This is a genomic window from Azospirillum sp. B21 (assembly GCF_008364825.1).
In the GTDB taxonomy this organism is placed as follows: Bacteria; Pseudomonadota; Alphaproteobacteria; order Azospirillales; family Azospirillaceae; genus Azospirillum.
The window spans coordinates 285,051-309,826 of sequence record NZ_VTTO01000001.1 but is presented as its reverse complement, the minus strand read 5'-3'; the positions used below and the strand labels follow the sequence as shown (position 1 = coordinate 309,826).

The window sequence follows — 24,776 nt, the reverse complement described above, 5'->3', positions numbered from 1 at the left end:
CTTGCGGTCCGGTACATCCGGGCCGTTCGGCCCCCAGGCGGCGACGATAGCCCGGTGTCCGGAGTAGCCATGCGCAAGAACCTGTTACCGTATCATGTGGTGGAGTTGCGGGGGCTCGCCTGCATCCTGCTGGTCGCCTACCATGTTGTCGGCATTCCCGGGGCGGGCATGCAGGTGGCGGACGGATCGATCTACCGATACGCCACCGACAGCTTCGAGCTGATTCGCATGCCGCTCTTCACCTTCATCTCCGGGCTGGTCTATGCCCTGAACCCCGCCCGGATCGAGCAGCTGACGACCTTCTTCCTCAAGAAGCTGCGCCGGTTGGGCTTCCCGTTCCTGGTGGTGTCCGCTCTCTTCTATTTCCTGCAGACTCACGCACCCGGTGCCAACGGGACCTATGTCCCCGATTCGATGTGGCGGATCTACGTCTTCCCCTATGCCCATTTCTGGTACCTGCAGGCGCTGTTCCTGATCTTCTCCGCGGTGGCCCTTCTCGATGCGGCGAACCTGATGGATCGGCCGGGCAGATTTGCGCTGGCGCTGGCGCTGGCGGTGATCGCCTGCCTGACCGTGCATTTCGACTCGAATGTCCTGTCGGTGAACGAGGCCTTCTTCCTGTTGCCTCATTTCCTTCTGGGTGTCGGGGTGACCCGCTTTCGTGCGCTGGTGCCGCGCAATGTGCTTCTGGGTGGCGCCGGGATGGCGCTGGGGGTGGGGGTTGCGCTGCACCAGTCCTCGCTCTGGGGGTATCTGCCCCATTTTGGCTGGAACAGCAGCGTTGCCCTGCTGTGCGGCATGGGCGGAGCGGTGACCCTTCTCCATGCAATGCCGTCGAGCCGGGTCTTCCGCATGGTGGGGGCGTCTTCCTACGCAATCTATCTGCATCACGCGATGTTCGCCGCCGGGGCCCGCGTGTTGCTGCACCGCATGGATGCCGGGGACGGGGTGATCTTCTGCGTTGCGCTGATCTCCGGGCTGGTCGGGCCGATGGTGTTGGAGGCGCTGGCCCAGGTGAGGCCCTGGACCCGGGTGGCGCTGGTCGGCAAAGCCTGACCGTCCGTCCCCGATCCGCCCCCTGATCTCCCCGTGATCCGCCCTTGATTTGTGCGCTTTGTTTGCGGCGCAGGAAACAGCGCAAGACCCGGCGGGCAACGCCCGCGAACAACCCCGTCCACCCGGCGGTTTTTCGTGGGCGTTCTGCCTTATTACGCAGCGTTTTATCGTGCCATTGGCGCTTTGGTCATCGCGCGTCGCTTGACTTGCTAAAAAGTGAGGGTATGACTGTCGCCCAATCCATGGTGCCGCCGCAGGGGCGGGGCGCTTTCATCCAGGGTTTCACCGAAGCATGACCAGGGCGTTCGTCTTTCCGGGGCAGGGCAGCCAGGCCGTCGGCATGGGCCGCGAACTCGCCGAGGCGTTCGAAGTCGCTCGTCTCACTTTTGAAGAGGTGGACGACGCGCTGAACCAGCGGCTGTCGCGCCTGATGGCCGAAGGCCCCGAGGCCGACCTGACCTTGACCGAGAACGCGCAGCCGGCCCTGATGGCGGTCAGCGTCGCGGTGATGCGGGTCCTGGCGAGCGAGGGCGGGGTCGACCTGTCGAAGCATGCCGCCTTCGTCGCGGGCCACTCGCTGGGCGAATATTCCGCGCTCTGCGCCGCCGGCGCCTTTACGTTGGCCGACACCGCGCGCCTGCTGAAGCTGCGCGGTCAGGCGATGCAGAAGGCGGTGCCGGTCGGCAAGGGTGCCATGGCTGCCCTGCTGGGGGCCGATCTGGACCAGGCACAGGCGATCGCCGCCGACGCCGCCCAGGGCGAGGTGTGCAGCATCGCCAACGACAATTCGGTCGGGCAGGTGGTGATCTCCGGCAGCGCCGATGCCATCGACCGCGCCATCGTGCTGGCTGCCGAACGCGGGCTGAAGCGTTCGGTCCGGCTGCCGGTGTCGGCTCCCTTCCATTGCTCGCTGATGCAGCCTGCCGCCGATGCGATGGCGGAGGCACTGGCGAACGTCACCATTTCCGCGCCGGTCGTTCCGGTCATCGCCAATGTCACCGCATCGGCCGTGTCGGACCCGAACGCCATCCGCCGTCTGCTGGTGGAGCAGGTGACCGGCATGGTCCGCTGGCGCGAGTGCGTTCTCTCCATGAAGGAACAGGGTGTCGAACGGCTGGTCGAAGTCGGGTCGGGCAAGGTGCTCGCCGGACTGACCAAGCGCATCGACAAGGATCTGGCGGCGGTGTCGGTCGGCACGCCGGCCGATGTCGAGTCGTTCCTGAAGACCCTGTGACCTTCAGATCCCTGATACATCAGCCTCGTGAGGCCATCCATGTTTGACCTGACCGGCAAGTCGGCTCTCGTCACCGGCGCTTCCGGCGGCATCGGCGCGTCGATCGCCCGCGCCCTGTACGCCCGGGGTGCTGCCGTCGCGCTGTCCGGCACCCGTGTCGCCCCGCTGGAGGCGCTGGCCGCCGAGTTGGGCGAGCGCGCCTTCGTCGTGCCCGGCAACCTCGCCGACGCCGCGGCGACCGAGCAGCTGTTCAAGGACGCCGAGGCGGCGCTGGGCAAGATCGACATTCTCGTCAACAATGCCGGCCTGACCCGCGACCAGATCGCGATGCGGATGAAGGACGAGGATTGGCAGTCGGTGATCGACGTGAACCTGACGGCGGCCTTCCGCCTGTCGCGGGCTGCCATGCGCGGCATGATGAAGCGCCGCTGGGGCCGCATCGTCAACATCACGTCGGTTGTCGGCGTCACCGGTAATCCGGGCCAGGCCAACTACGCCGCGTCGAAGGCCGGCTTGATCGGCATGTCGAAATCGCTGGCGGCCGAACTGGCCTCGCGCAACATCACCGTCAACTGCGTCGCGCCGGGCTTCATCGCCACGGCCATGACCGACGCCCTGAACGACGAGCAGAAGCAGAAGCTGCTCCCCGCCATTCCGGCCGGCCGCATGGGCCAGCCGGAAGAGATCGCCGCCGGGGTCGTGTACCTCGCGAGCGAGGAGGCCGCCTACGTCACCGGCCAGACGCTGCACATCAACGGCGGCATGGCCATGATCTGATGAGGATCGGACGGGGCGGCATCGCCACGTGTGAAGAACGGCGCCAACCCGGCTCCCTCGCGGGTGCTGGTCAAGGCTGCTGAAATGTGTTATCGGACGGGGCTTTTCGCGGCAGGACGGCACGTTCTTCGCGTGTTGCTCCGACCGGATTATCCCGAGCGGTTTCAAGGATTGGAAGGTCTTAAAAGATGAGCGACATCGCCGAGCGCGTGAAGAAGATCGTTGTGGACCACCTGGGTGTCGAGGAGTCGAAGGTGGTGGAGAACGCCTCCTTCATCGACGATCTGGGCGCCGACAGCCTCGACACCGTCGAGCTGGTCATGGCCTTCGAGGAGGAGTTCGGTGTCGAGATCCCGGACGACGCCGCGGAGAAGATCCTGTCGGTGAAGGACGCCATCGACTTCATCAAGGCCAACGCCGCCGCCTGATCGGGCCGCGGGCATTGAGCCCCCGAGGGCCAGGCAAACCGCACCTGCTTCATCCGCAACGCGGGGCCTGGCCGTCGACGACTTGTTCGTCGACAGTTATTTCGAGGAAAGGTCAAGGAACAGCCTCATGAGACGTGTCGTCGTCACCGGCCTCGGTATGGTCACGCCGCTCGGCGTCGGCCACACGCTGAACTGGGAGCGGCTGATTTCCGGGCAGTCGGGAATCCGCGGCATCACGGGGTTCGACGCTTCGGACCTGGCCTCCAAGGTCGCCGGGCAGCTCCCGCGCGGAACGGGTGAGGGCGAGTTCAACGCCGACGCCTTCGTTCCGCCGAAGGATCAGCGCAAGATGGATGACTTCATCATCTTCGCCATCGCCGCGGCACAGGAAGCAATCAAGGATTCCGGCTGGGTTCCCCAGACCGATGAAGAGCGCGAACGGACCGGCGTCATGGTCGGTTCCGGCATCGGCGGCCTTCCGGGCATCGCCGATGGCGCCGTGACCCTGGCAGAAAAGGGTCCGCGCCGCCTGTCGCCCTTTTTCATCCCGGCCTGCCTGATCAATCTGGCCTCCGGCCACATTTCAATCCAGCACGGCTTCAAGGGCCCCAACCACGCGGTCGTCACCGCCTGCTCGACCGGCGCGCACGCCATTGGCGACGCCGCCCGTTTGATCATGTGGGACGATGCCGACGTCATGGTCGCCGGCGGTACGGAGGCGGCGGTCAGCCGTCTCGGAGTCGGCGGCTTCGCCGCCATGCGCGCCCTGTCCACCAGCTTCAACGACACGCCCGAAAAGGCCTCGCGGCCCTATGACAAGGATCGTGACGGCTTCGTTATCGGCGAGGGTGCCGGTGTCGTCGTGCTGGAAGAGTTGGAGCACGCCAAGAAGCGCGGCGCCACCATCTATGCCGAGGTCGTCGGCTACGGCATGTCGGGCGATGCCCACCACATCTCGGCTCCGGCGGAAGACGGCAACGGCGGTTTCCGCGCCATGAAGGCCGCGCTGAAGCGTGCCGGGATGAACCCGTCCGAGGTTGATTACGTCAACGCCCATGGCACCTCGACGCCGCTCGGCGACGAGATCGAGCTTGGCGCTGTGAAGCGTCTGTTCGGCGATGCCATGGACAATCTGGCGATGTCGTCCACCAAGTCGGCCATCGGCCACCTGCTGGGCGCCGCCGGTGCGGTCGAGGCGATCTACTCGATCAAGGCGATCAACCACGGCATCGTTCCGCCCACGCTGAATCTCGAGAATCCCTCGGAAAGCTGCATGGGCGTGAATCTGGTGCCCAAGGTGGCGCAGGAGCGCCGTGTCCGCGCCGCCCTGTCGAACTCCTTCGGGTTCGGCGGCACCAACGCCTCGCTGGTGTTCAAGGAATTCGCGTAAGCGAAGCCCCGCACCGGCGTTGCGATTCACGGCCTTCATGAGGTGAGCGATGGGCTGGGGTCTCCGATTGTTCGCGGGGACGCTGGCCCTCGCAGCCGCTGCGGCGGGCGGGGTGGGCGTCTGGGGGTTCCAGCGCTACACGGCTCCCGGCCCGCTTGAACAAGCCGAGACGGTCGTCATCCCCCGCGGCAGCGGGTTGGAGGCCATTGCCATCACGCTGGGCGACTCCGGCGTGATCGGGTCGCCTCTGGTGTTTGCCGCAGCGGCCAAGCTGACCGGAACCTTCCGTGAGTTGAAGGCCGGCGAGTACCAATTCCCCGCCGGAATCAGCATCGAAGGCGTATTGGAGCAGATGCGCCAGGGCCGCACCGTGGTGCGCCGCATTACCGTGCCGGAAGGCCTGACCTCCGCCCAGGTGGTGGCGCTGCTTGAACGCGAGACGGTGTTGACCGGCGGGATCGCGAAGCCGCCGAAGGAAGGGTCCCTCCTTCCGGAGACCTACCACTTCGCCTATGGCGACAGCCGCCCTGCATTGATAGAGCGCATGCAGACGGCGATGACTCAGGCCCTGGCGGAAGCGTGGAAGAACCGGGAGCCGAACCTTCCCTATGAGACTCCGCAGCAGGCGCTGACGCTGGCGTCCATCGTCGAGAAGGAGACCGGCGTCGCGGCGGAACGGCCCAGGGTGGCGGGCGTTTTCGTCAACCGGCTCGAATCCGGCATGAAGCTGCAGTCCGATCCCACGGTGATCTACGCCTTGACCGATGGCAGCGGTGAACTTGGGCGGGCATTGACCCGCAACGACTGGAAGCTCGAGTCGCCCTACAACACCTATCAGATCACCGGGTTGCCGCCGGGCCCCATCGCCAATCCGGGCAAGGCCTCGCTGCAAGCGGTGATGAAGCCGGAACGGCACGAATTCCTGTATTTCGTTGCCGACGGCACCGGCGGCCATGTCTTTGCCAAGTCGCTTCCGGACCACAACCGCAATGTCGCCAAGTGGCGCGAGATTCAGCAGAACAGGCAACCCGAGCTCGGCGAAACGTCATCGGAATGACGGTCAATGGCCGGGACGGAGGGCCGATAACCATCCGCTTGGTTGCACCCTCCCCACAATTTCGGCAGTCTTTGCATTGCAGCAGACCTGACCAACATTCCCTGGGGAGATGTGATGACCGTGGATGTCGAGCAGCGCATCCGTGACCGCGCCTATGCGATCTGGCTGAACGAGGGCTGTCCGGAAGGGCGCGATGCCGAGCACTGGTTTCAGGCCGAGCGTGCGATCCTGGCGGAAGCGGCAGCCATTCCTGACCGCTCCTCGGTGGTGGCGGTCGTAAAGGCGCCGCGCAAGACGACGAATGCCAGGCCGAAGGCCGTCAAGACAGCCGATCAGAACGGCGTCGAGCCGGAAGCCGTGGCGGCCGAGTCCCCCAAGGCGCGCAAGCCACGGGTCCGCAAGACAGTAACGGCCTGATCGGACATCGCCAACGCCGCGTTAGGCGGCGTTGGAGGCCTGCGGCAGTTGCAGGTTCGAGACGACCATAACCCCCGCGGTCGAACCATAGGACTTGCGGGCGGCGCGCAGCGCTTCCAGCGCTTCCATCAGGCTTTCTTCGGCAAAGCCCGGAGCGACGCCGGCCAGTTCCCGCTCCGTCAAGTCGATGAAGGCGTCCAGAAGGCGCGCGTGGATGCGGCTGGCCATGCGGACTTCATCGGCGACCATCTGTGCGGGCATGGGTAGCTCCCTTGGTATCGTGTGGGTCTAATGTTCGGGTGAGTGTCTTCTCGGGACCAAGCGTTCCCGCGTGTGGATTAGGCGCGGAATAGGGTTAAAAGAACTTTAAATGCCGGATATCTCCGCCGGGGGGATTAAGAATTACCACTTTGGATATTTGTGCGGTTGCGCGTTTCCTGCGGCCTGCCCCAAGATCCGTGGCCGCCGCATCTATGCCATGTGAAGCAACCGCGCGAAACGCCGGCTTCAGTTTGCCTGGAAGCGCGAGACCTGACGCCGCGTCTCGTCGGCGAGCCGCGATAGATGGACCATGGTGGCGGCGATCTCCTCCGACGCCGCGGCGTTCTTCGAGGCGACGGTTCGAACGCTTTCCACCGACCGTTCGATCTCGCGCACTGACGCCTGCTGCTCCTCCATTGCCACGGCGACCGACTGGAAGGCACCGTCGATGCGGTCCACCCGCTCGGCCAGCCCGTCCATGCGGCGTCGCGCCTGCTCGGTGACGGCCTTGCCCTCTTCGGCCAAAGCCGCCGCGGCTTCGATGATCTCGGCGATCTGGCGGGCGCTCTCCACCGCATTGTCGGCGAGCTTGCCGACCTCCTCGGCGACCACTTCGAAGCCTTTGCCCTGTTCGCCGGCGCGGGCGGCCTCGATGGAGGCGTTGACCGACAGGATGTTGGTCTTAACCGCGATCTGGGTGATCGCCTCGGTGATGCGGCCGATCCGGCGGCTGTTCTCCGCGATGGTCTGCGACACGCGCAGCAGGCGTGCCATGTCCTCCCGGCCGCGGTCGGCGAAATCCGAGGCGTCCTTCACCATGTCGGAGGCGTCGCGGGTGCTGTCGGAGACATGGGCGATGGCGCGGGCCGATTGACCGACCGCTGTCACCACATGGTCGAGGTCGTCGGTCTGCTCCGATGCGCCGTCGGAGACATGGGCGATGGCCGTGCTGGCTTGGCCCGCGGCGACGGCGACCTGGGTCGCCTGTTCCCCGATGGCGCGGAAGGCGGCACCGGTTTCCTGCAGCAGCGCCACCATCTCGCCATAGGCGCCCTGGAAAGCCGGAGTGCTCCCTGTTGCGGGGGCATCCACCGGCTTGCCGGACAACCGGTGCATTTCCCCATGCAGCCCATGCAGCACCTTGATGACGGTGGCGACGGCGCGGCCGATGGAGCCCAATTCGTCGCGCCGGCCGGTGTTGGGCACCGCGACCATCAGGTCGCCTTCGGAAAGTCGCTGGACCGCTGCCGTCGTGTCGGCGATCGGGCCGGTCAGGCTGCGGGCGATCAGAATCGACAGCACCGCTCCGGCGGCCAGCGCGCCCAATGCGCCGCTCCACAGAAGCAGCACGGCACGCGACCGGCCGGCTTCCCGTTCCGCGGTCTGGGCGTGGACCAACTGTGCGACCTGTTCGCTGACGGTTGCGGCGGCATCGCGCATTGCCACGCGGGCGGCGCTGCGCCGAACCACGATGTCCGCGACCAGCAGGAATTCCGTTTCGACGCCCATTACGGCGGCGGTCAATTTCTCCGTCTCGCGCAGGATTTCTGGGTCGCTGGAGGCCCTCTGGACATCTCCGATGATGGCCAGAAGCCGGTCGATGGCGGCGTTGGGCGAATTGCGGCCGGACCCGCCCTGCTCGATCAGATATTGCTGCACGTCCAGCAGGGCGCCGCGGGTGTCCTGGATCAGCCGCCCGGCGATGGTGGTCAGCAGGGCGGAGGACTCCAGCGTCCGCAGAGCGGTTCCATCGCCGGGATCGGCCTTCAGCCGTGTCAGTGCGTCGGCATAGCGGGCCGATTGCTCGTGCGTCAGCGTCTGCGCCACCACCAGGAGGGCTGAAGTCTGCTTGCGGAGCTTCGCCAGGCTGGCGAAGCGTTCGACCTCCAACTGGACCACCTCGTCGAAGGACTTCCGGTAGGCTGCCAGTTTCGCCAGCACTTCCTGCAGTGCGTCGGGGGCGACGGCATGGCCGGGCAAAGCCAGCAGGGCCTCGGCTTCGGTCTTCAACTGCTCGGTCAGTTGGCGTACCCGCCGGCTGGCGGAGGGATCGACGTCGATCAGATAGCGTGCCTCCTCCTGCCGGGCGCTGAGCAGCAGCGTGTCGAGACGGGAGGTGCGGGCGGCGATCTCCACCTGCGTGGCGTAGGTGTTCAGCCCGCTCCATCCGGCGACGGCGACGGCAAGGGTCAGCAGCAGGACGGTGGCGAAACCCAGGGCGATGCGTGTGGCGATCGACATGCCGGTGGAGGTCCATTCAGGGCCGCGTGGCGGCGGAGCCGGGTTGAGCGGGGGACGGGGACGGGAGACCGGAACCGAGGCATGCGGCATCCGACACCACCCACTGGAATCACCTTGCTTCGGTTGGGGTGCATCCGGCAAGTCATAAGGGTGGCCTGCGTCGTCCGCGAGTTGTCGCGGGGCGCCCGTGGTCGATCGTGAGGAGCCGTTACCGCAATGTCCTTTCCGGCCAGCCTGCGAGTTCTTCCCCGGTTCGGCATCGCCGTCCTGTTGCCTTGCGCCGCGGCGTTTCTGCCCTTGTTGCTGCCCCGCCTGGTCCCGGACATCGCGCCGCAATCCTTGTGGCTGGCGACGGGCGGTGCGCTGGCCCTGGCGCTGGTGATCGCGCTGGTGCTGGCGCTCGACCTGTCGGACGCGATGGCCCGGCTGCAGGATGCCGCCACCCGACTTGCAGAAGGTGCCGTGGACGATGCTCCCGCACCACCGCGCCGCGGGGACGAGACCGGCGCAATCGCTGCCTCCCTGGCCCGCACCTTGTCGGCTCAGAACGCGCTGCACGCCGCGCTTCGCCACCTGACCCGCGAGCCGGATGAGGGCCATCATCCCTTGCCGGCGCTGCCCGGCCGCTATGCCGAGATGGCGGCGTTGGTGGAGGATGCCCGCAACTCCTTCCTGCGCATCGGCCAGCAGGCGGCCCAGGTCGCCGTCGCTGCGGGCCAAGCCAGCACGGCAGTGTCCCAGGTCGCCGATGGCGCCTCGATCCAGACCGAGGATCTCGACCGGGTGGCGAACGCCGTAGGCCGGTCCGTTCGCGCCATCGCGGAGGTGACGGACAGCACGCGCGCCGCCTCCGACATGGTGCGCGTCACCGCAGGTTTCGCCGACAAGGGCAAGGCGGAGATGGCGCGGCTCGTCCGGGTGTCCCAGACCATCGGCGACAACAGCCGCCGGATCGGCCGCATCACCGAGGCGATCACCCAGATCGCGGTGAAGACCAACATCCTGTCCGTCAACGCCTCCATCGAAGCCGCCCGCGCCGGCGAGCAGGGCAAGGGCTTCGAGGTCGTCGCCGAGGAGGTCGGCAAGCTCGCCGACAACGCGGTGGAGAGTGCCCGCCAGATCGCCGAGATCGTCGAGGCCGCCGCGGCGATGGCGGAAGAGGGGATGGCCGCCACGGCCGAGGTGGTTCAGATGATGGACGGCATCGCCGAGCGCGTGGCCCAGATCGACCGAATGGTGCAATCAGTCGCAGCCGCCATGGCCCATCAGCAGGACCACATCGTCGAGATCGAATCGAACGTCGGCAACATACGCACCGTTGCGTCAAAGAATGCCGCCGCTTCGGAGGAGATCACCGCGACAATGGTCCACCTCTCCCGGCTGGCCGACGACACGCGGCGGCTGGCCGAACGCTTCCGGGCGCCGTGAGCGAAGGCAGGACCCCTTTCAGCCCGCTCGACGCCCTGGCGCGGCGGTTGTTGGACGATGTCCGGCGCAAAGCGGGCATCCGCCACGACCGCCCCCTGGAACGAAAGCTGGCGCGCATCCTTGCGGCGATGCCCCTGCCGGTGCTGGAGGAGTGGGTGGCGCAAATCGAGCGGGCGCCGGCCGACAGTCCGGACTGGCTCAGCCTGATCGAGAACCTGACGATCCATGAGACCTATTTCTTCCGCGACCTGCCGCACCACGCCCATCTGCGTGGCCATCTGCTCCCCCGGCTGATCGCCGACCGCCGCGCCGCGCGGAGCCTGCGGCTGTGGAGCGCCGGCTGTGCCACCGGGGAGGAGGCCTACAGCCTCGCCATCGTGACGCTGGAGGCGCTGGCCGACGCCGGAGAGGCGCGCCGGACCGGCCATGGCCTGGAAACCGATTGGGAGGTGCAGGTGTTGGGGACCGATCTCAGCCGCATCGCCGTGCGGCAGGCCGCCAACGCCTGCTATGGCGGGGAGGGGCTTGGACCGTTCCGCGAGATGCCGGACGGTTATGAGTGCTGGTTCGTTCCGCTGGGGAGCGAGGCGCCGCTGCACCGCCGGGTGCGTGCCGATGCCCGCCGCATCGTCCGCTTCGCCCGTCACAACCTCATGGATGCGGGGCTGCCGGACAGTGTGCCGGAGGGAGGCTTCGACCTCGTGTCCTGCCGCAACGTCATGATCTATTTCGACGACGACAGCCGCGACCGGGCGCTGACCCTGCTGACCGGGGCAGTGGCGCCGGGCGGCTGGCTGGTGCTGGGCACCACCGACCGGATGGGAGAAGATTGCCGGTTCGAGCGTCACCGCGGCGACCGTGCGCTCGCCTACCGGCGGCGGGAGATCGCGCCATGACCGCCCATGGCTTCCTGACCTTCGACATCGCCGGCATTCCCTTCGCCGTTCCGGCCGACCGGGTGGAGGAGGTTGCCGAATCGACCCGCGCCACCCGGCTGCCCTTCGCCCCGCCGCAGGTGGAAGGACTGGCGACCGTCGGCGGCCGCATCCTCCCGGTTCTGGACGTCACCGGCTATGGGGCGCTCGGGCTGGCTTGGGCCGGCGGCCGGCGGGGCGGGCTGCTGATCGTCCTGCGTGCCGGTGCCGGGCTGCTGGCCCTGCGTGCCGGCCGGATCGGCGGCACCCTGCCGGCGGAGCGGGTGACGCTTGCCGGGGCGGAGCCGGAGGATGGCGGGACGCCGGTTGCCTGCCGCCTGCGCCATGGCGACCGCTCGCTGCGCCTGCTCGACCCGGACCGGATGGAATTGGGGTGGGGTGCCGTCCATGCCGGGCTGTTCGATGCCGACGCGCTGACCGGTGCCGCGGCGGAGCCGCCGGACCCATCGCGCGAGCGGGCCGGCGTCCGCCTGCTGATGGTGGAGGTCGCCGGGCGGCCGCAGGCATTGGAAATGGCCGATCTGCTGCTGGTCTTCCCGTTCGCCGGCCTGCGCCCTCTGCCCAACGCGCCGGCCATCGTCCGCGGGGTGGCGCCGGTGCCGAAGCGGTCCGTTCTGGTCACCGATCCGCTGGGGGTGGGCGACCGTCCCGGCGGCTATACCGTCGTGCTGCGAACACGCCGTGGCCCCGTCGGCGTGCGGGTGGACGGCGTGCGCGGGGTGGTGCGCGTGCCGCTGGACCGCATGCGCGCCGGGGAGGCCGGTGCGCCGGCACAGGTGGTGGATTACGATGGAACTTGGCTCGACGTGAGGAGTGGGGCACGCATGCTGGGCGATCATCTCGACGACATCGGCGGCTTCATCCCCGAGGGAGGCGATCCGGACGACGATCTGGCCGAAAGCCGCCTGCCGCGCCGCTTCTACCGCCGCTTCCTGACCCTCGTGGTCGAGGCGCGGGTCTATGCGCTGGAGTTCGAGAAGGTGCGCCGTGTCGTGGAACCCTCGGACCGCCTGCGTCTGCCGCAGGGGGCGGAGAGCTTCGACGGATTGACCGACGTGGACGGCCGCATCCTGCCGGTGCTCGATCTGCGCCGGCTGCTGTCGCAGGGACCGGTCGGCGCCGCACCCGCCACGCCCGGGATCGCGATCCTGGTGGAGATCGATGGCGGCACCGTGGCGGTGATCGCCGATGAGATCCAGCGCATCCGCAAGATCGCCGCGGAGGACGTCGATCCGCTGTCCGACCGCCTGACCGCCGCCGTCATCCGTCTGGACCATGCGCTGATTCCCGTGCTGCGGCCGGAGGGGCTGACCGCCGCCTCTTCCGCCGCCTCTTCCGCCGTCTCCACCGCAGCCGGAGCCCTTCCCGCCGGGACCGCCGCGCCATGACCGGTCCGCGTATCCGCCTGCTGGTGGTCGACGACAGCAACTTCGTGCGCATCGCGCTTCGCAAAATGCTGGAGCGGGCTTCCGACATCGAGATCGTCGGCGAGGCACGCAACGGTGCCGAGGCATTGCGCCTGTCGCGCAAGCTGAAACCGCACGTTGTCGCCATGGACCTGAACATGCCCATCATGGACGGCATCGAAGCGGTGCAGGCCATTGCGGCGGAGAAGGGGCCGCCCTGCATCATGGTCTCCAACGAGACGTCCGAGGGAGCGGCGGCCACCATCCGGGCGCTGGAGACCGGGGCGGTGGACTTCGTTTGCAAGAACAGCTCCTTCATCACCTTCGACATGGCGTCCATCGAACGCCAGCTGACCGAGAAGGTTCGCCATTGGGGCCGATGGCGCATGGCTCTGACCGGAGAGATTGCCCCCGGCCTGCCGCCAACGCCCGTGCTGGACTTGCCTGCGCCACGCTTCGTCGCCCGCGGGCATGGCCCCGATCTGATCGTGGTGGGCGTCTCCACCGGCGGACCGGTTGCGCTGGCGGAGTTGCTGGGCACGCTGGGGCCGCTGCCCTGTCCGCTGGTGGTGGCGCAGCATATGCCGGCCAGTTTCACCGCGGGCTTCGCCGTGTTTCTCGCCCGCTCGCTTGGCCGGCCGGTGGTGGAGGGCGGCGACAAAGCGGCCCTCGACCCCGGCACGGTGACCATCCTGCGCGGCGGCGCTGACTGGATTGTGCGCCGTCTGCCCTCCGGCCGATTCTCCCTGCATGCCGCCGATCCCGCAGAGACCATCTACCATCCGTCTGCCGACCGGCTGTTCCGCAGCGCCGCGGAGGCGGCGGAGTCGCCTGTCGCCGTCGTGCTGACCGGCATGGGCGAAGATGGCAGCACCGGGGCTGCCGCTTTCGCTGAGCGGCGTTTTCCCGTCCTGGTCCAGGATCCCGCGACCTGCGCCGTCGATGGGATGCCGAGGGCGGCGATCCGCACCGGTGTCGCCACGGAGGTGTTGCCGGTTGCGGGAATCGCCCGCAAGCTGAACGCCCTCTTCACATTCGCCTGATCTCAACACCGAACCTGAATGCCGAGTGGCACTGCAAGCATAGGAAACTCTCACCCATGGCGAAGCCGACGATCCTGCTGGTCGATGACTCGGTGCTGATGCGCACGATCATCGGCGACATCGTGCGCGCGGACGACGAGCTGTCCCTCGTCGGCGCGGCCGAAAACGGCAAGGTGGCCCTGGAGATGGTCAAGAGCCTGAAACCGGACATCGTCCTGCTCGACATCGAAATGCCGGAAATGTCGGGGCTGGAGGTGATGGAGCATCTGTCTCTGATGTCGCGCGCGAAGGTGATCATCATCTCCTCCGTCGCCCAGGTCGGCTCGCCCGAGGCGACCGAGGCTCGCGCATTGGGAGCGGTGGAGATCATCGCCAAGCCGTCCGGCACCATGAGTCTCGACCTCGCCCACAAGAAGGGCCACGACATCGTCGCAGCCATCCGCCGCGCCGCCGGCCTTCCCCCGCCCGTGAAGCCCTGATCCCCGGCTCGACGCCTCCTGAGCGGTGACCCCATGAGCGGTGAACCATGAGCAGCGAACTGATCGAGACCCTGTGGCGGCAGTTCGGCGTCGAGGCCGGCGAGCATTTCGACCTGCTGGAAAAGCTGCTCTCGGCCACCCCCGGGAACATGACGGACTCGGAGCGGATCGCCGCCCTGTTCCGCTCCTTCCACTCGCTGAAGGGGGCGGCTCGTGCCATGGATCTGTTCGCGATGGAGGCGGTGGCCCACCGGGCTGAGACGATTCTCGGCCGCGTGCGCACCGGCGTGCTGCCCCTGACGGAAGAGGTCGCCGCCCCGCTGCTGGACGCGCTGGATGTGTTGCGCAGTCTGGCGGAGTTCGGCATTCGCGACCGCCGGGACGGGCAGGCGCCGGCCGACCTGCTGGCGCGGCTCGACGCGCTGGGCGGTGAGACCTCGGCCGTCAAACCGGGGCCCGCATCGCCGCCGCCCCAACCGGCGCGGCTGCACGAAAACGAGCGGATGCTCGGTCTCTTCGTCGGGCTGCTGCATGACGGTATGGCGACGCTCACCCGTGCGCTCGACCTCGGCAGCATGGACGAGGAGGGGCTCCGCACCGTCGATGACACCGCCGACCGGTTGGAACTGGCCTGCGAGCGGCTGAACTTCCTCCCCTTCGCCGACACGTTGCGCCGATTCCGCGAAGCGCTGGCAGTCCGCGATGCGGACGGCATCCTGCGCGAGCTTCAGGGCGTCGCCACCGCCAGCGCCCGCATCGGCCGGCTGACCGGCAAGGACGCCGGGGCGGCGATCCTGGCGACCCTGCTGGCCGACCACAATATCCAGCTTCTGGCCCAGGGCAGCGCCCGCGCCGATGCGCTGCTGGCCGACCCGGCGTCCCTGGCCGATGGGGCGGCGGCCCGCGAACTGGCGGGCCTGCTCGACCGTATGGCGTCGACGCTGGACATTGTCCGGCTGCCGCGCGGCTCCGCCCTGTTGCGGGTTCTGGCCGATGTGATGCGCCGGGCACCCGTCGCCGGCCATGCTGACTGGCCCGTCCTGCTGGCCGACGCCCGCAGCGCACTGGCCGATCTGGCGGAGCGGGCCTCCCGAGACCCGGCCGAGGATCTGGACACCGATGGCTCTGCGGCGTTGGAAGAGCGCCTTCGTGCCTTCGTCGATGCCGTTTCCGCCGAGATGGAGGCCGGGGAAGCGCGCCGCCCGCTGAGCGCCGACGAGCTGTCCGGCCTCGGTCTCGATCCCGGCCTGCTGCGCTTCCTGTCGCCGGACAGCACCGCCGACCTGCGTGCCGCCATCGCCGACCCGTCCGTCCGCCTTTATGAGGTCACCGCCTTCCTGGAGACATCGGCGGAGGTGGCGTCCGGCTTCGTCCAGTGGATGGGCAGCAAGGTACGGGCGATCACCAATTGGCCGGAGTTCATCGACGGCAAGACCTGGCTGCGCGTGCTGATCGCCTCGCCGCAGGAGCTTCCCGCGCTCGCCGACGCGCTGGCCGGCATCGATCCCGGCGGCGGGTTCCTGCGCATCCGTTCCTGCACCCCTTCCGAACCGCCCGCGGACGGCGAGGAGACATCCGCCACTGGGCCGGTCGAGGAAGCGGCAAGCCCTGCCTTGCCCGCAGTCGCTCCCGCAGTAGCCGCCGCGACGACGGCCACGTCTGTCGCGCCCGTGCGTTCTGCCGCTGCTCCCGGCGGCGGCGTGCTGCGTGTGCCGGGGGAGGTGGTCGACCGTTTCATGGCGCGCATCGACGGCATGGTCCTGCTGTCTGGCGACCTGAACGCCACCGCCAACGACCTGCGGCTTGAGAAGGCGCTGGCGGCCCTGGCCGAGCGGTTGGGCGCCGGCGATCCCGACCTCCGCGCCCTGCAGGAGGCGGTGGAGCATCACCGCCGCGATCTGCTTGACCTCGACACCCAGCTCAGCCGCTCCGTCGACCGGTTGCGGGAGGCGGCACTCGACCTGCGGGTCGTGCCTATCGAAACCCTGTTCAACCAGTTCCCCCGTGTCGTGCGCGAATTGGCGCGGATCCAGGGCAAGTCGGTGCGCTTCGTCATGGAAGGCGGCGAGGTGCGCATCGACAAGAGCATGGTGGAGACGCTCTACGACCCGCTGATGCACATGGTCCGCAACGCCATCGACCACGGCATCGAAACGCCGGCCGACCGCGAGGCTGCGGGCAAGCCGCCGCAGGCGACGCTCTGCCTGCGCGCCATCCAGCGCAACAGCCGCGTGGTGGTGGAGATCGCCGACGACGGACGCGGCATCGCCACGGAGTCGGTGCGAGCCAAGGCGGTTCGCCAGGGTCTGATCGGCGAGGATGACAGTCTGCAGCTTTGGCCCGAGGGTGCGCGCGAGTTCATCTTCGCCCCTGGCTTCTCCACCGCCGACACGGTGACCGAGACATCTGGCCGCGGCGTCGGCATGGACGTGGTGCGCAACGCCATCACGCGGCTGGGCGGCAGCATCGCCATCCGCACGCGGGAGGGGGCGGGCACAGCCTTCGCCATCGACCTGCCGCTGTCGGCCGCAATCCTGCGTACCCTGCTGGTCCAGGTGGACGCTCAGGTGCTGGCGATTCCCGACCGGTTCGTGGAGGAGGTCTGCGGCTTCACCGCCGACGATTTCCACCTTGTGTCCGGCTGTTGGACCGTTCTGCGCCGCAAGCGGGTACTGCCCGTGGTCCGGCTGGCCGACGCGCTGGGCTTCCCGGCGGAAGGCGAATGGCCGCCGGTCGGTCCTGGCCAGAGCCTGATCGTCGTGCTCCGCCACGGCAACCGCCGCATCGGGCTGGAGATCGACAGGCTGCTGCGCCGGGGAGACCTGTTCGTCCGCGAAAGCCATCCCGGCCTTGCCGAGGTCCCCGGGGTCGGCGGCGTCTCCCTTCTGAACGACGGCCGCATCGTCATCATCCTGGACGGCGACGAACTGTACCGGCTGGCTTCCGCGGCCCAGCGGCGGGAGGCCGCCGCTCCGGCCCACCACCCCGGCCCCTCCACCCCGTCATGAACGCCGGTTCATGACGCCGATTTCATGGTCGGGTCAGGTTCGGGACAGGGCGGCCGGGCTAAAGTCCTTCTTGTGACGCGGTCGGGCCAGCCCCCCTGAAACACCGGCCAGTCATCCAGAGCGTCTTCTCATCTGGTGTCTCTTCCCGATGGTCCCCTGCCATCGGACATGACCGTCCGGTTCTCCCGTTTGCCTCCGGACGGTACCTATCGGCGGAGCGCGTCCATGGCCATTTCGCGGCCGACGTTGCCCCCCACCGCAGGCCCCGGCCCTGGGTGCGCTCCGCCGTTCCTTCCTTCCCCGATCCCCCTTTTCTCCGATCGCGTCCAGCGGCCTTGACGCCGCCTCGTCCAACCGGCTTTCTGAAGGCCGTCCAAGGCTTTCCCGATAGCGTCCCGCCCGTGCGTCCCGCCATCCTGTTTCCGCTGTTCAAACCGGTCACGGCACTCCCCGGCCTCGGTCCCCGTCTGGGCAAGCTGGTGGAGAAGCTGGCCGGCGCCCATGTGGTCGACCTGCTCTGGCATCTGCCCTGTGGGGTGGTCGACCGCCGCTTCTCGCCGAAGATCGCGCAGGCGCCGCACGGCCGCATCGCCACCCTGACGGTGCGCATCGATTCGCACGCGCCGCCGGTGAACCCGCGCCACCCCTACAAGATCCGCTGCACCGACGAGACCGGCGTTCTGGAGCTGGTGTACTTCCACATCCGCGGCGACTGGTTGTCGAAGCAGATCCCGGCGGGAACCACCATGGTGGTCTCCGGCAAGGTGGAGTGGTTCAACGACACCGCCCAGATCACCCATCCCGATGCCGTGGTTCCGGTCGATTCGAAGGAAGAGCTGGAACTGGTGGAGCCGGTCTATCCCATGACCGCCGGCCTGCCGGCCAAGACCCTGCGCAAGGCGGTGCGCGCCGCTCTTGGCGATATTCCGAAACTCGACGAATGGCAGGACCCGGCATGGCTCGCTCGCCGGCAATGGCCGACCTGTGCCGAGGCGCTGACCCGCGCGCACACGCCGGAGGATGAGGGTGACCTCGCTGCCACCGCTCCCATCCGCTGCCGCCTCGCCTATGACGAACTATTGGCGAACCAGTTGGCGCTGATGCTGGTGCGGGCCAGCCAGCGGCGGTTGGCCGGACGGGTGACGCAGGGCGATGGCAGCTTGCGACGTGCAGCGCTGGCGGCGCTGCCCTTCTCGCTGACGGGATCGCAGGCGGCGTCGCTGGAGGACATCTACGCCGATATGGCAGCCGAGCGGCGCATGCTGCGATTGCTGCAGGGCGATGTCGGCAGCGGCAAGACCGTCGTCGCGCTGATGGCGATGCTGAACGCGGTGGAGGCCGGCGCCCAGGCCGCCCTGATGGCGCCGACCGAGATTCTCGCCCGCCAGCATGCCGAGAGCCTGGCGCCGCTGTGCAAGGCGGCGGGGGTGGAGATCGGGCTGCTGACCGGGCGCGACAAGGGCAAGGCGCGTCAGGCCGTGCTCGACCGGCTGGTGTCGGGAGAACTGCCGCTGCTGGTCGGGACCCACGCCCTGTTCCAGGAGGATGTCGCCTTCAAGGATCTGGCGCTGGCGGTGATCGACGAACAGCACCGGTTCGGCGTTCATCAGCGCCTGCAGTTGTCGGCCAAGGGTCGGGCGGTGGACGTGCTGGTGATGACCGCGACACCGATCCCGCGCACCCTGACGCTGACCGCCTATGGCGACATGGACGTATCGCGCCTGACCGAGAAGCCGGCCGGCCGCAAGCCGGTCCAGACCGTCACAATCGCGCTCGACCGGCTGGAGGAGGTTGTCAACGGCATCCAGCGCAAGGTGGCGGAGGGTGCCAGGGTCTATTGGGTCTGCCCGCTGGTCGACGAATCGGAACAGAGCGATCTCGCCGCCGCCACCGAACGCCACGCTTTCCTGCGCGCCACCTTCGGCGACCGGGTCGGGCTGGTCCATGGCAAGATGCGCGGACCGGACAAGGATGCGGTGATGGCCGCTTTCGCCGCCGGCAGCCTCGACGTTCTGGTCGCCACCACGGTGATCGAGGTCGGCGTGAATGTGCCGGAAGCAACGGTGATGGTGATCGAGCATGCCGAGCGTTTCGGGCTTGCTCAGCTCCATCAGCTGCGCGGCCGGGTCGGGCGCGGCGAGAAGCCGTCGAGCTGCCTTCTGCTGTTCGAGTCGAACCTGACCGAAACGGCGCGGGCGCGGCTGAAAACGCTGCGCGACACCGAGGACGGCTTCGTCATCGCCGAAGAGGATTTGCGCCTGCGCGGTGCAGGCGAGGTGCTGGGCACGCGCCAATCCGGCCTTCCGGGCTTCCGGCTGGCCGATCTGGCGGTGCATGGCGATCTGCTGGCGGTGGCGCGCGACGACGCCCGTCTGGTGGTGGAGCGTGATCCCGACCTCGCCAGCCCGCGCGGGCAGGCGTTGCGGACCCTGCTCTACCTCTTCGAACGCGACGCGGCGGCCAAGACCTTGCGGTCGGGCTGATCCCGGTCGTCGTCCTGATCCTGGCTATGGTCGGCCGGGCTATTGTCGGCCGGCGGCTCCACCAGGGTCGGGCGGCGATCGGGCGGAACGACGATGCCGCCGGACATCACCAGTTTCAGGCCGTCTTCCACCGACATGTTCAGCGCGGTCACCTCGCGCCGCGGCACCATCGCCAGATAGCCGGCGGTGGGCGGCGCGCAGGGGATGAAGACGTTGACCATGTCCTCTGCCTGTCCGGCCAACTGCAACTGCACCTCCGGATGGGCGCTGCCGGTGATGAAGCCCAGCGACCACACGCCGGGGCGCGGATACTGGATCACCACCACTTCGCGAAAGGCGTTGGATTTCTTGGCCAGCACGGTCTCGAAGATCTGCTTCACCGCGCCATAGACGGATCGGACGACCGGCATGCGCCCGACCACCCCTTCGCCGAGGCCCAGAACCAGCCGGCCGACATAGCCGGCGGCGAAGGCGCCGATCAACGTGACGACGACGATCACCACCAGCAGGCCAAGGCCGGGGATCGAGAAGGGCAGGTAGTTTTCAGGGTTGTAGGCGCTGGGGATCAGGGGCCGGATATGGCCGTCGATCAGCGAAACGAACCACCAGGCGATATAAGCCGTGATGGCGATGGGGGCGGTGACCAGGATGCCGGCCAGGAAATAAGCGCGCAGGCGCCCCATGAAGCCGATGCCTTCACGGCGGTGCCGCGCCGGCTCCACCGGCGGGGCTTTTTCCTGTGCCTTCAGGTCCTTCTGATCTCCGCTCACGCCTGTCCATCCGCCTGTCGTCTGCCCGCGCCATAGTGGGGCAAGCGCGCGCCGCTCTCAACTGCCGTGTGGAGCGGAAGGGTCAGCCCACAAGCGATCCGGCAATCACGCACAGCAGGGTGACGGCCCCGGCGATGGCGGCACCATCGACATGGTTGGGGAAAGCCTGCCAGAACTCTTCGCCGGAGATCGGCTCCGGCGCGTCGTACTCATCCATCGACAGGCCGGCGGCCATCCCGCCGCAGGTGCGGTCGGCAATCGCGCCCGAAAGGTGGGCCATGGCGACGGCCAGATAGCAGAATGTGGTGAAGTCCAGGAGGAAGCCAAGCGTGCTGGTCGATTCGCCAAGCGGGCTGGAGGTGAAGCCGGTGGCGGCGACCGTGCTCGCCATGGCGATGGACGCGGCGAGGGGGATCAGGGCGACCGACAGCAGGCGCTGGGAGTCGACGCGGCGGGCGGTGGGCACGGAGAACAGGCTGGGCATGATCGACGCTCCGGCAGCAGGTGAAAGGGCGGAGGGGGGATGGTCGGCGGGATCTGAGTCCCTTCTGCCCGCTCAGCGTTAACGGAGGGTTGACACCGGCCATTGGTCACAACGCCTTCCCCCTTTGTGCAGGTCGCGCTATCCTTTCGCGCAACAAGCAATCCGGGCCGGAGGCCGCAACAGTCCCGTGTCAAAAGCCGAATTGCCGAACCTGGAGGCCGCGCCCGAAGCGCCGCACGCCGGGCTGGACCGCATCGCGCTGCTGCATCCGCTGACCGCGGAGCAGCGGTCGGACGTGGCGCGGCAATGCCGCTGGCGCCGCTTCGCCCCGGACGAGCAGTTGATCGACCATTGGGCGGAAACCCGTGACGTCGCCTTCATCGTGGACGGGCGCGTGCGTGTGGTCAGCCACTCCGCCGGCGGGCGCGAGGTGAGCTTCAGCGACATTGAAAGCGGAGAATTGGTCGGGGAGATGTCGGCGCTGGACGGCCGGCCGCGCTCCGCCTCGGTCGTGGCGCTGGGGGAGGGGGCCTTGATCGCCTTCCTGCCGGCCCGACCTTTCCAGCTATTGGTGGCTGCCCATCCCGAACTGGCGATGGCGATGATGCTGCGGCTGTGCGACAAGCTGCGCAGCGCCACCGACCGCATCATGGAACTGTCGACGCTTGGCGCCAATAACCGCATCCACGCCGAGCTTCTGCGCCTTGCCAAACGGGGGACGCGACTAGGAGCCTCGGCGATCATCGCCCCCATTCCGGTTCATTCCGACATCGCCGCCCGCGTCAGCACGACCCGCGAGACCGTGGCCCGCGTGCTGAGCGATCTGACCCGCGACGGTGTTCTGGAACGGCGTTCCGATGCGCTGGTGGTGCGCGACCTGCCGAAGCTGGAACTGCTGGTCGAGGATGTCCGCGGCGGCGTGTGACGCGCCGACGACGGGGCTCTGCCCGTCGGAGGACAAGCAAGCCCAAAAATGAAAAGGCCGCGGCCGCCCGTGTGAACGGGCAGTGCCGCGGTCGCCTTTCGGTTCCGGTCGATGTGCTGCGCCGACGTCAGCGCTGCAGCGAGCGGAACAGGATCGCCATGGGGGTGGCCCGCACCCAGTCCGCCAGGAAGGCGCCGACCGGACGCATCACGATGGCCGCCGGGGTGGCTTCCAGCCAGTCGGCGATGAAATCGCGGACCGGATGCAGCGACAGGCCGTCGCCATGGATGTCGTGATCACCGCGATGAAGGCTGAGGCTGCTCATGATGGTCTCCGTTGAAGAAGGCGGGAGGGTCGGCGGTGGGATCAGTGCTTCAGCAGGCCGAGGACGATGCCGGCCGGGGTGGCGGCGACCCATTCGCGCAGGAAGGCTGCAACCGGGCGCAAGACCAGATAGGCGGGGGTGGCTTCGAACCAGGCCACCGGGAATTCGGCGACGGCGTGCAGGGCGTCCGTCGAAGCGTGGTTGTCGGTGCCGGGCTGGAAAGTGGTGGTGGTCATGATCGGTCTCCATCAAGCTGGTGAGGAGACTATATACTGGTATACCCAATGCCAAATACGCTTCCTCTGCATTGCTGGCTGTTGCAAAAATTACAGCTGGTCCGAGATTTTCTTGGGCTGATCATTTGATTATCAATTAATCAGTATAACGAACCTTCCGCGGCCGATCGGCCCGTCGGAGGTGCTCCCACAGCGCGGCTGAAATGTTTGGACGACCAACCAACGTCTTGACAGTCCAGGCTGAAAAAACGACTTCAAGTCCATGGTTCAGTACATCGGTCCCGATCCGCTCCGCAGCCTGTACGATGCCGTGCAAACCCTGCGGCGCGAGCCCTCCGCCGCTCCCGAAGCCTCACGCACGGCCAAGCTGCTGGCACAGGGGCGTGCCCGCATGGCGCGCAAGGTGGGGGAGGAAGCAATCGAAGTGGCGATCGAGGCAATGCGCGGCGACCGCGACGCGCTGGTGATGGAGGGGGCCGACCTTCTCTACAACCTTGTCGTCCTGCTGGCGGACCTGGACATCGCACCCGACGAAATCCTGGCGGAACTGCGCCGGAGGGAACTGGCCTTCGGGATCGCGGAAAAACTGCCGAAGTCCGACGATCCGATCAACGGCGTGGCAACCGCAGCTGCCAAACGCGGAAAGCGCTGAACCGCGCCGTCAGGACGCTTCGTCCTCCTGCGGGAAGACGAGGTCGAAGCGTGTACCGCCTGTGCGGGTGTAGCGGTACTCGCCGCGGATTTGGCGGGCGAAGGCGCGGATCAGATCCATACCCATGGAGCGCCGTCCCGGCTCGGCCACCGGCCCCGGTTCGGGGCTACCTGTGCCATCGTCCGCCACCGCCAGGTGCAACATGCCGTCTTCCGCCGTGACGGTGATGGTGATGGTGCCGGAACAGCGATCCGCAAAGGCATGCTTGAAGGCGTTCGACAGCACCTCGTTCAGGATCAGGGCGAAGGGAACCACCCTGTTCAAATCGACGGCCACCGGCTCCACGTCGTGATGAATGGCGATCTCCCGACCCGGACGCCTGTGGAAGCTGCTGAGATGGCCGACCAGCGCCTCGATGAAATTGTCGAGCCGGACCGAGGACACCCCGGTCGAGCGGTAGATCTGCTCATGAATCAGCCCCATCGTGTTGATGCGGCTCAGCGCTTCGCTGAACGGCGCCTCCAGTTCCGGCGAGCGCTGGGCCTGCAATTCCAACAGGCTGAGAATGACCTGCAGATTGTTCTTCACCCGGTGATGGATGTCGCGCAGCAGCACCTCCTTGTCGGCCAGTGCCCGGTCCAGGTGGCGGGTGCGCTCGGCGATGCGGCTCTCCAGCGCTTCGTTGGCGCGGCGCAACGCTTCCTGTGCGTCGGCGGTCTGCCGCGACCGGCGCAGCGCGATGACGCCGAGCAGTCCGAGCAGTCCGATCGACGGGACGGCGAACAGGGCATAGGGCTCCACCCGGCTGCGCCAAGCCGCATCGATGGCGGCGATGTCGGTGCCATAGACCACATAGACTGGGAGATTCGGCACCTTGCGGCGGGCCAAAATCCGTTCCACCCCGTCGAAGGAGGTCACGGCGCGGAAGGTGCCGTTCGCGTCGGGCGTGGTGACCAGCTCCGGAAATTGGCCGATGTCGGCGCGGTCTGGGGCGCTGCCCAGGGGTTCCTGGACGATCACCCGGCCATCTTCGCGCAGAAGCAGGATGACGTCGCGCGGATCATGCAGCACGGATCGGTAGAAATCAGCGAAATAGGACGGCAGAAGAGAGATCTGCACCACGCCCTGGAACCGGTTGCCGGGCAGCTCCATCCGGCGGCTGAGGGTGAAGAAGATTTCCGAGTTGATCTTGCCGCTCAGCCGCGGACCGATATGGATGGCGTCGCCGGCACCGAGATGGGCGCGGAAATACTCGCGGTCGGCGGCGCTCAGCACGCGCATCGGCCATTCGAAGCTGCTGGCGCGGACACGTCCCGTTTCGTCGGTGATCCAGTAGGACTGAACCTCCGGCGTTTGCGAGGCCAGCGTCTTCAGCCGTTCGTGAAGCAGGGGGGAACTATCTATCCGCTCCCATCCCAGATCGTCGACCATCCATTCCAGATGGGACAGCGTCATGGCATGGATGCCGAGAGTCTTTGCCGCATGTTCTTCCAGCACGCGGGCGATCGCGGTGCTGCGGCTCTCCGCCTCCGTCATCACCTGACTGCGGTATTGGTGGGCGGCGATCGCCAGCATCGCGACCGCCAGGGCAAGGGCGACAGCCAGCAGCGCCAGGACCGCCGGGGAGGCGGCCTTGCGTTCCATTCGAACCGCATCCGGCCTTTGCACGGGTATCGGAGTCCCGGCGGCGCGTGCATCCTGTTCGAAGCCGGCAGGGGTCATCTGGACGTGGCGTTCCGTT

The 24,776-nt window shown here is 67.7% G+C and carries 23 protein-coding genes; 16 read left to right on the top strand and 7 right to left on the bottom strand.

Annotation, left to right across the window (positions count from 1 at the left end; all coding sequences use genetic code 11):
- The first annotated feature begins 69 nt into the window (after positions 1-69).
- From FZ983_RS01465 to FZ983_RS01435, 7 genes are all read left to right on the top strand, one after another.
- Complete coding sequence (locus FZ983_RS01465) at positions 70-1,056, top strand: acyltransferase (protein WP_247883523.1); 987 nt, start codon at positions 70-72, stop codon at positions 1,054-1,056.
- A 292-nt stretch (positions 1,057-1,348) separates the two neighbouring features.
- The gene (fabD, locus tag FZ983_RS01460) at positions 1,349-2,290 is read left to right on the top strand and encodes an ACP S-malonyltransferase (RefSeq protein WP_149221859.1); all 942 of its coding nucleotides are present in this window, start codon (positions 1,349-1,351) and stop codon (positions 2,288-2,290) included.
- Positions 2,291-2,329: 39 nt separating this feature from the next.
- Positions 2,330-3,067 (top strand): 3-oxoacyl-[acyl-carrier-protein] reductase, encoded by a 738-nt coding sequence (fabG, locus tag FZ983_RS01455; protein WP_149221858.1) that lies wholly within the window; start codon positions 2,330-2,332, stop codon positions 3,065-3,067.
- Positions 3,068-3,255: 188 nt separating this feature from the next.
- Positions 3,256-3,495 (top strand): acyl carrier protein, encoded by a 240-nt coding sequence (locus FZ983_RS01450; protein WP_014247969.1) that lies wholly within the window; start codon positions 3,256-3,258, stop codon positions 3,493-3,495.
- Between the two features lie 127 nt (positions 3,496-3,622).
- Positions 3,623-4,885, top strand: coding sequence for a beta-ketoacyl-ACP synthase II (gene fabF, locus FZ983_RS01445; protein ID WP_149221857.1), 1,263 nt, complete (start codon positions 3,623-3,625; stop codon positions 4,883-4,885).
- A gap of 49 nt (positions 4,886-4,934) precedes the next feature.
- Positions 4,935-5,942: an endolytic transglycosylase MltG gene (gene mltG, locus FZ983_RS01440; RefSeq protein WP_149221856.1), complete on the top strand. Its 1,008-nt coding sequence runs from the start codon at positions 4,935-4,937 to the stop codon at positions 5,940-5,942.
- 114 nt (positions 5,943-6,056) lie between these two features.
- The gene (locus tag FZ983_RS01435) at positions 6,057-6,359 is read left to right on the top strand and encodes a DUF2934 domain-containing protein (RefSeq protein WP_149221855.1); all 303 of its coding nucleotides are present in this window, start codon (positions 6,057-6,059) and stop codon (positions 6,357-6,359) included.
- 21 nt (positions 6,360-6,380) lie between these two features.
- Here FZ983_RS01435 and FZ983_RS01430 read toward each other — a convergent pair whose 3' ends face one another.
- Positions 6,381-6,620: a hypothetical protein gene (locus tag FZ983_RS01430; RefSeq protein WP_149221854.1), complete on the bottom strand. Its 240-nt coding sequence runs from the start codon at positions 6,618-6,620 to the stop codon at positions 6,381-6,383.
- 246 nt (positions 6,621-6,866) lie between these two features.
- On the bottom strand, positions 6,867-8,861 hold the full coding sequence (locus tag FZ983_RS01425; RefSeq protein ID WP_149221853.1) for a HAMP domain-containing methyl-accepting chemotaxis protein: 1,995 nt from the start codon (positions 8,859-8,861) through the stop codon (positions 6,867-6,869).
- Between the two features lie 216 nt (positions 8,862-9,077).
- Here FZ983_RS01425 and FZ983_RS01420 point away from each other — a divergent pair, with 216 nt between their 5' ends.
- The 7 genes from FZ983_RS01420 (at position 9,078) to recG (ending at position 19,643) form a co-directional block, all read left to right on the top strand.
- Positions 9,078-10,289: a methyl-accepting chemotaxis protein gene (locus FZ983_RS01420; RefSeq protein WP_149221852.1), complete on the top strand. Its 1,212-nt coding sequence runs from the start codon at positions 9,078-9,080 to the stop codon at positions 10,287-10,289.
- Positions 10,286-11,185, top strand: coding sequence for a protein-glutamate O-methyltransferase CheR (locus tag FZ983_RS01415; protein WP_149221851.1), 900 nt, complete (start codon positions 10,286-10,288; stop codon positions 11,183-11,185). Before FZ983_RS01420 ends, FZ983_RS01415 begins: the two co-directional genes overlap by 4 nt.
- Positions 11,182-12,612 (top strand): chemotaxis protein CheW, encoded by a 1,431-nt coding sequence (locus FZ983_RS01410; protein ID WP_149221850.1) that lies wholly within the window; start codon positions 11,182-11,184, stop codon positions 12,610-12,612. The genes FZ983_RS01415 and FZ983_RS01410 overlap by 4 nt, the downstream gene beginning before the upstream one ends.
- Positions 12,609-13,673: a chemotaxis-specific protein-glutamate methyltransferase CheB gene (gene cheB / locus FZ983_RS01405; protein ID WP_149221849.1), complete on the top strand. Its 1,065-nt coding sequence runs from the start codon at positions 12,609-12,611 to the stop codon at positions 13,671-13,673. Before FZ983_RS01410 ends, cheB begins: the two co-directional genes overlap by 4 nt.
- Before the next feature lie 56 nt (positions 13,674-13,729).
- Positions 13,730-14,152: a response regulator gene (locus tag FZ983_RS01400; protein WP_014247959.1), complete on the top strand. Its 423-nt coding sequence runs from the start codon at positions 13,730-13,732 to the stop codon at positions 14,150-14,152.
- A gap of 47 nt (positions 14,153-14,199) precedes the next feature.
- Positions 14,200-17,160, top strand: coding sequence for an ATP-binding protein (locus FZ983_RS01395; RefSeq protein WP_149221848.1), 2,961 nt, complete (start codon positions 14,200-14,202; stop codon positions 17,158-17,160).
- A 401-nt stretch (positions 17,161-17,561) separates the two neighbouring features.
- On the top strand, positions 17,562-19,643 hold the full coding sequence (gene recG, locus FZ983_RS01390; protein WP_149221847.1) for an ATP-dependent DNA helicase RecG: 2,082 nt from the start codon (positions 17,562-17,564) through the stop codon (positions 19,641-19,643).
- Here recG and FZ983_RS01385 read toward each other — a convergent pair.
- Both FZ983_RS01385 and FZ983_RS01380 read right to left on the bottom strand, forming a co-directional pair.
- Positions 19,595-20,413 carry a DUF502 domain-containing protein gene (locus FZ983_RS01385; protein ID WP_149221846.1) on the bottom strand — a complete coding sequence of 273 codons (819 nt, stop codon included), beginning with the start codon at positions 20,411-20,413 and terminating at the stop codon, positions 19,595-19,597. The genes recG and FZ983_RS01385 overlap by 49 nt on opposite strands.
- Before the next feature lie 82 nt (positions 20,414-20,495).
- Positions 20,496-20,897, bottom strand: a complete 402-nt coding sequence (locus FZ983_RS01380; RefSeq protein ID WP_149221845.1) for a hypothetical protein — start codon at positions 20,895-20,897, stop codon at positions 20,496-20,498.
- A gap of 187 nt (positions 20,898-21,084) precedes the next feature.
- Between FZ983_RS01380 and FZ983_RS01375 the strand changes: the two genes are divergently transcribed.
- Positions 21,085-21,822, top strand: coding sequence for a Crp/Fnr family transcriptional regulator (locus FZ983_RS01375; protein WP_149221844.1), 738 nt, complete (start codon positions 21,085-21,087; stop codon positions 21,820-21,822).
- 127 nt (positions 21,823-21,949) lie between these two features.
- On the opposite strand, the gene FZ983_RS01370 is transcribed toward FZ983_RS01375, so the two are convergent.
- Positions 21,950-22,147 carry a hypothetical protein gene (locus tag FZ983_RS01370; protein WP_149221843.1) on the bottom strand — a complete coding sequence of 66 codons (198 nt, stop codon included), beginning with the start codon at positions 22,145-22,147 and terminating at the stop codon, positions 21,950-21,952.
- A 41-nt stretch (positions 22,148-22,188) separates the two neighbouring features.
- Positions 22,189-22,383, bottom strand: coding sequence for a hypothetical protein (locus FZ983_RS01365; RefSeq protein WP_149221842.1), 195 nt, complete (start codon positions 22,381-22,383; stop codon positions 22,189-22,191).
- A 262-nt stretch (positions 22,384-22,645) separates the two neighbouring features.
- Between FZ983_RS01365 and hisE the strand changes: the two genes are divergently transcribed.
- Positions 22,646-23,035 (top strand): phosphoribosyl-ATP diphosphatase, encoded by a 390-nt coding sequence (gene hisE, locus FZ983_RS01360; RefSeq protein ID WP_149221841.1) that lies wholly within the window; start codon positions 22,646-22,648, stop codon positions 23,033-23,035.
- 9 nt (positions 23,036-23,044) lie between these two features.
- On the opposite strand, the gene FZ983_RS01355 is transcribed toward hisE, so the two are convergent.
- Positions 23,045-24,679 carry a histidine kinase dimerization/phosphoacceptor domain -containing protein gene (locus FZ983_RS01355; RefSeq protein ID WP_247883522.1) on the bottom strand — a complete coding sequence of 545 codons (1,635 nt, stop codon included), beginning with the start codon at positions 24,677-24,679 and terminating at the stop codon, positions 23,045-23,047.
- Positions 24,680-24,776: the final 97 nt, after the last annotated feature.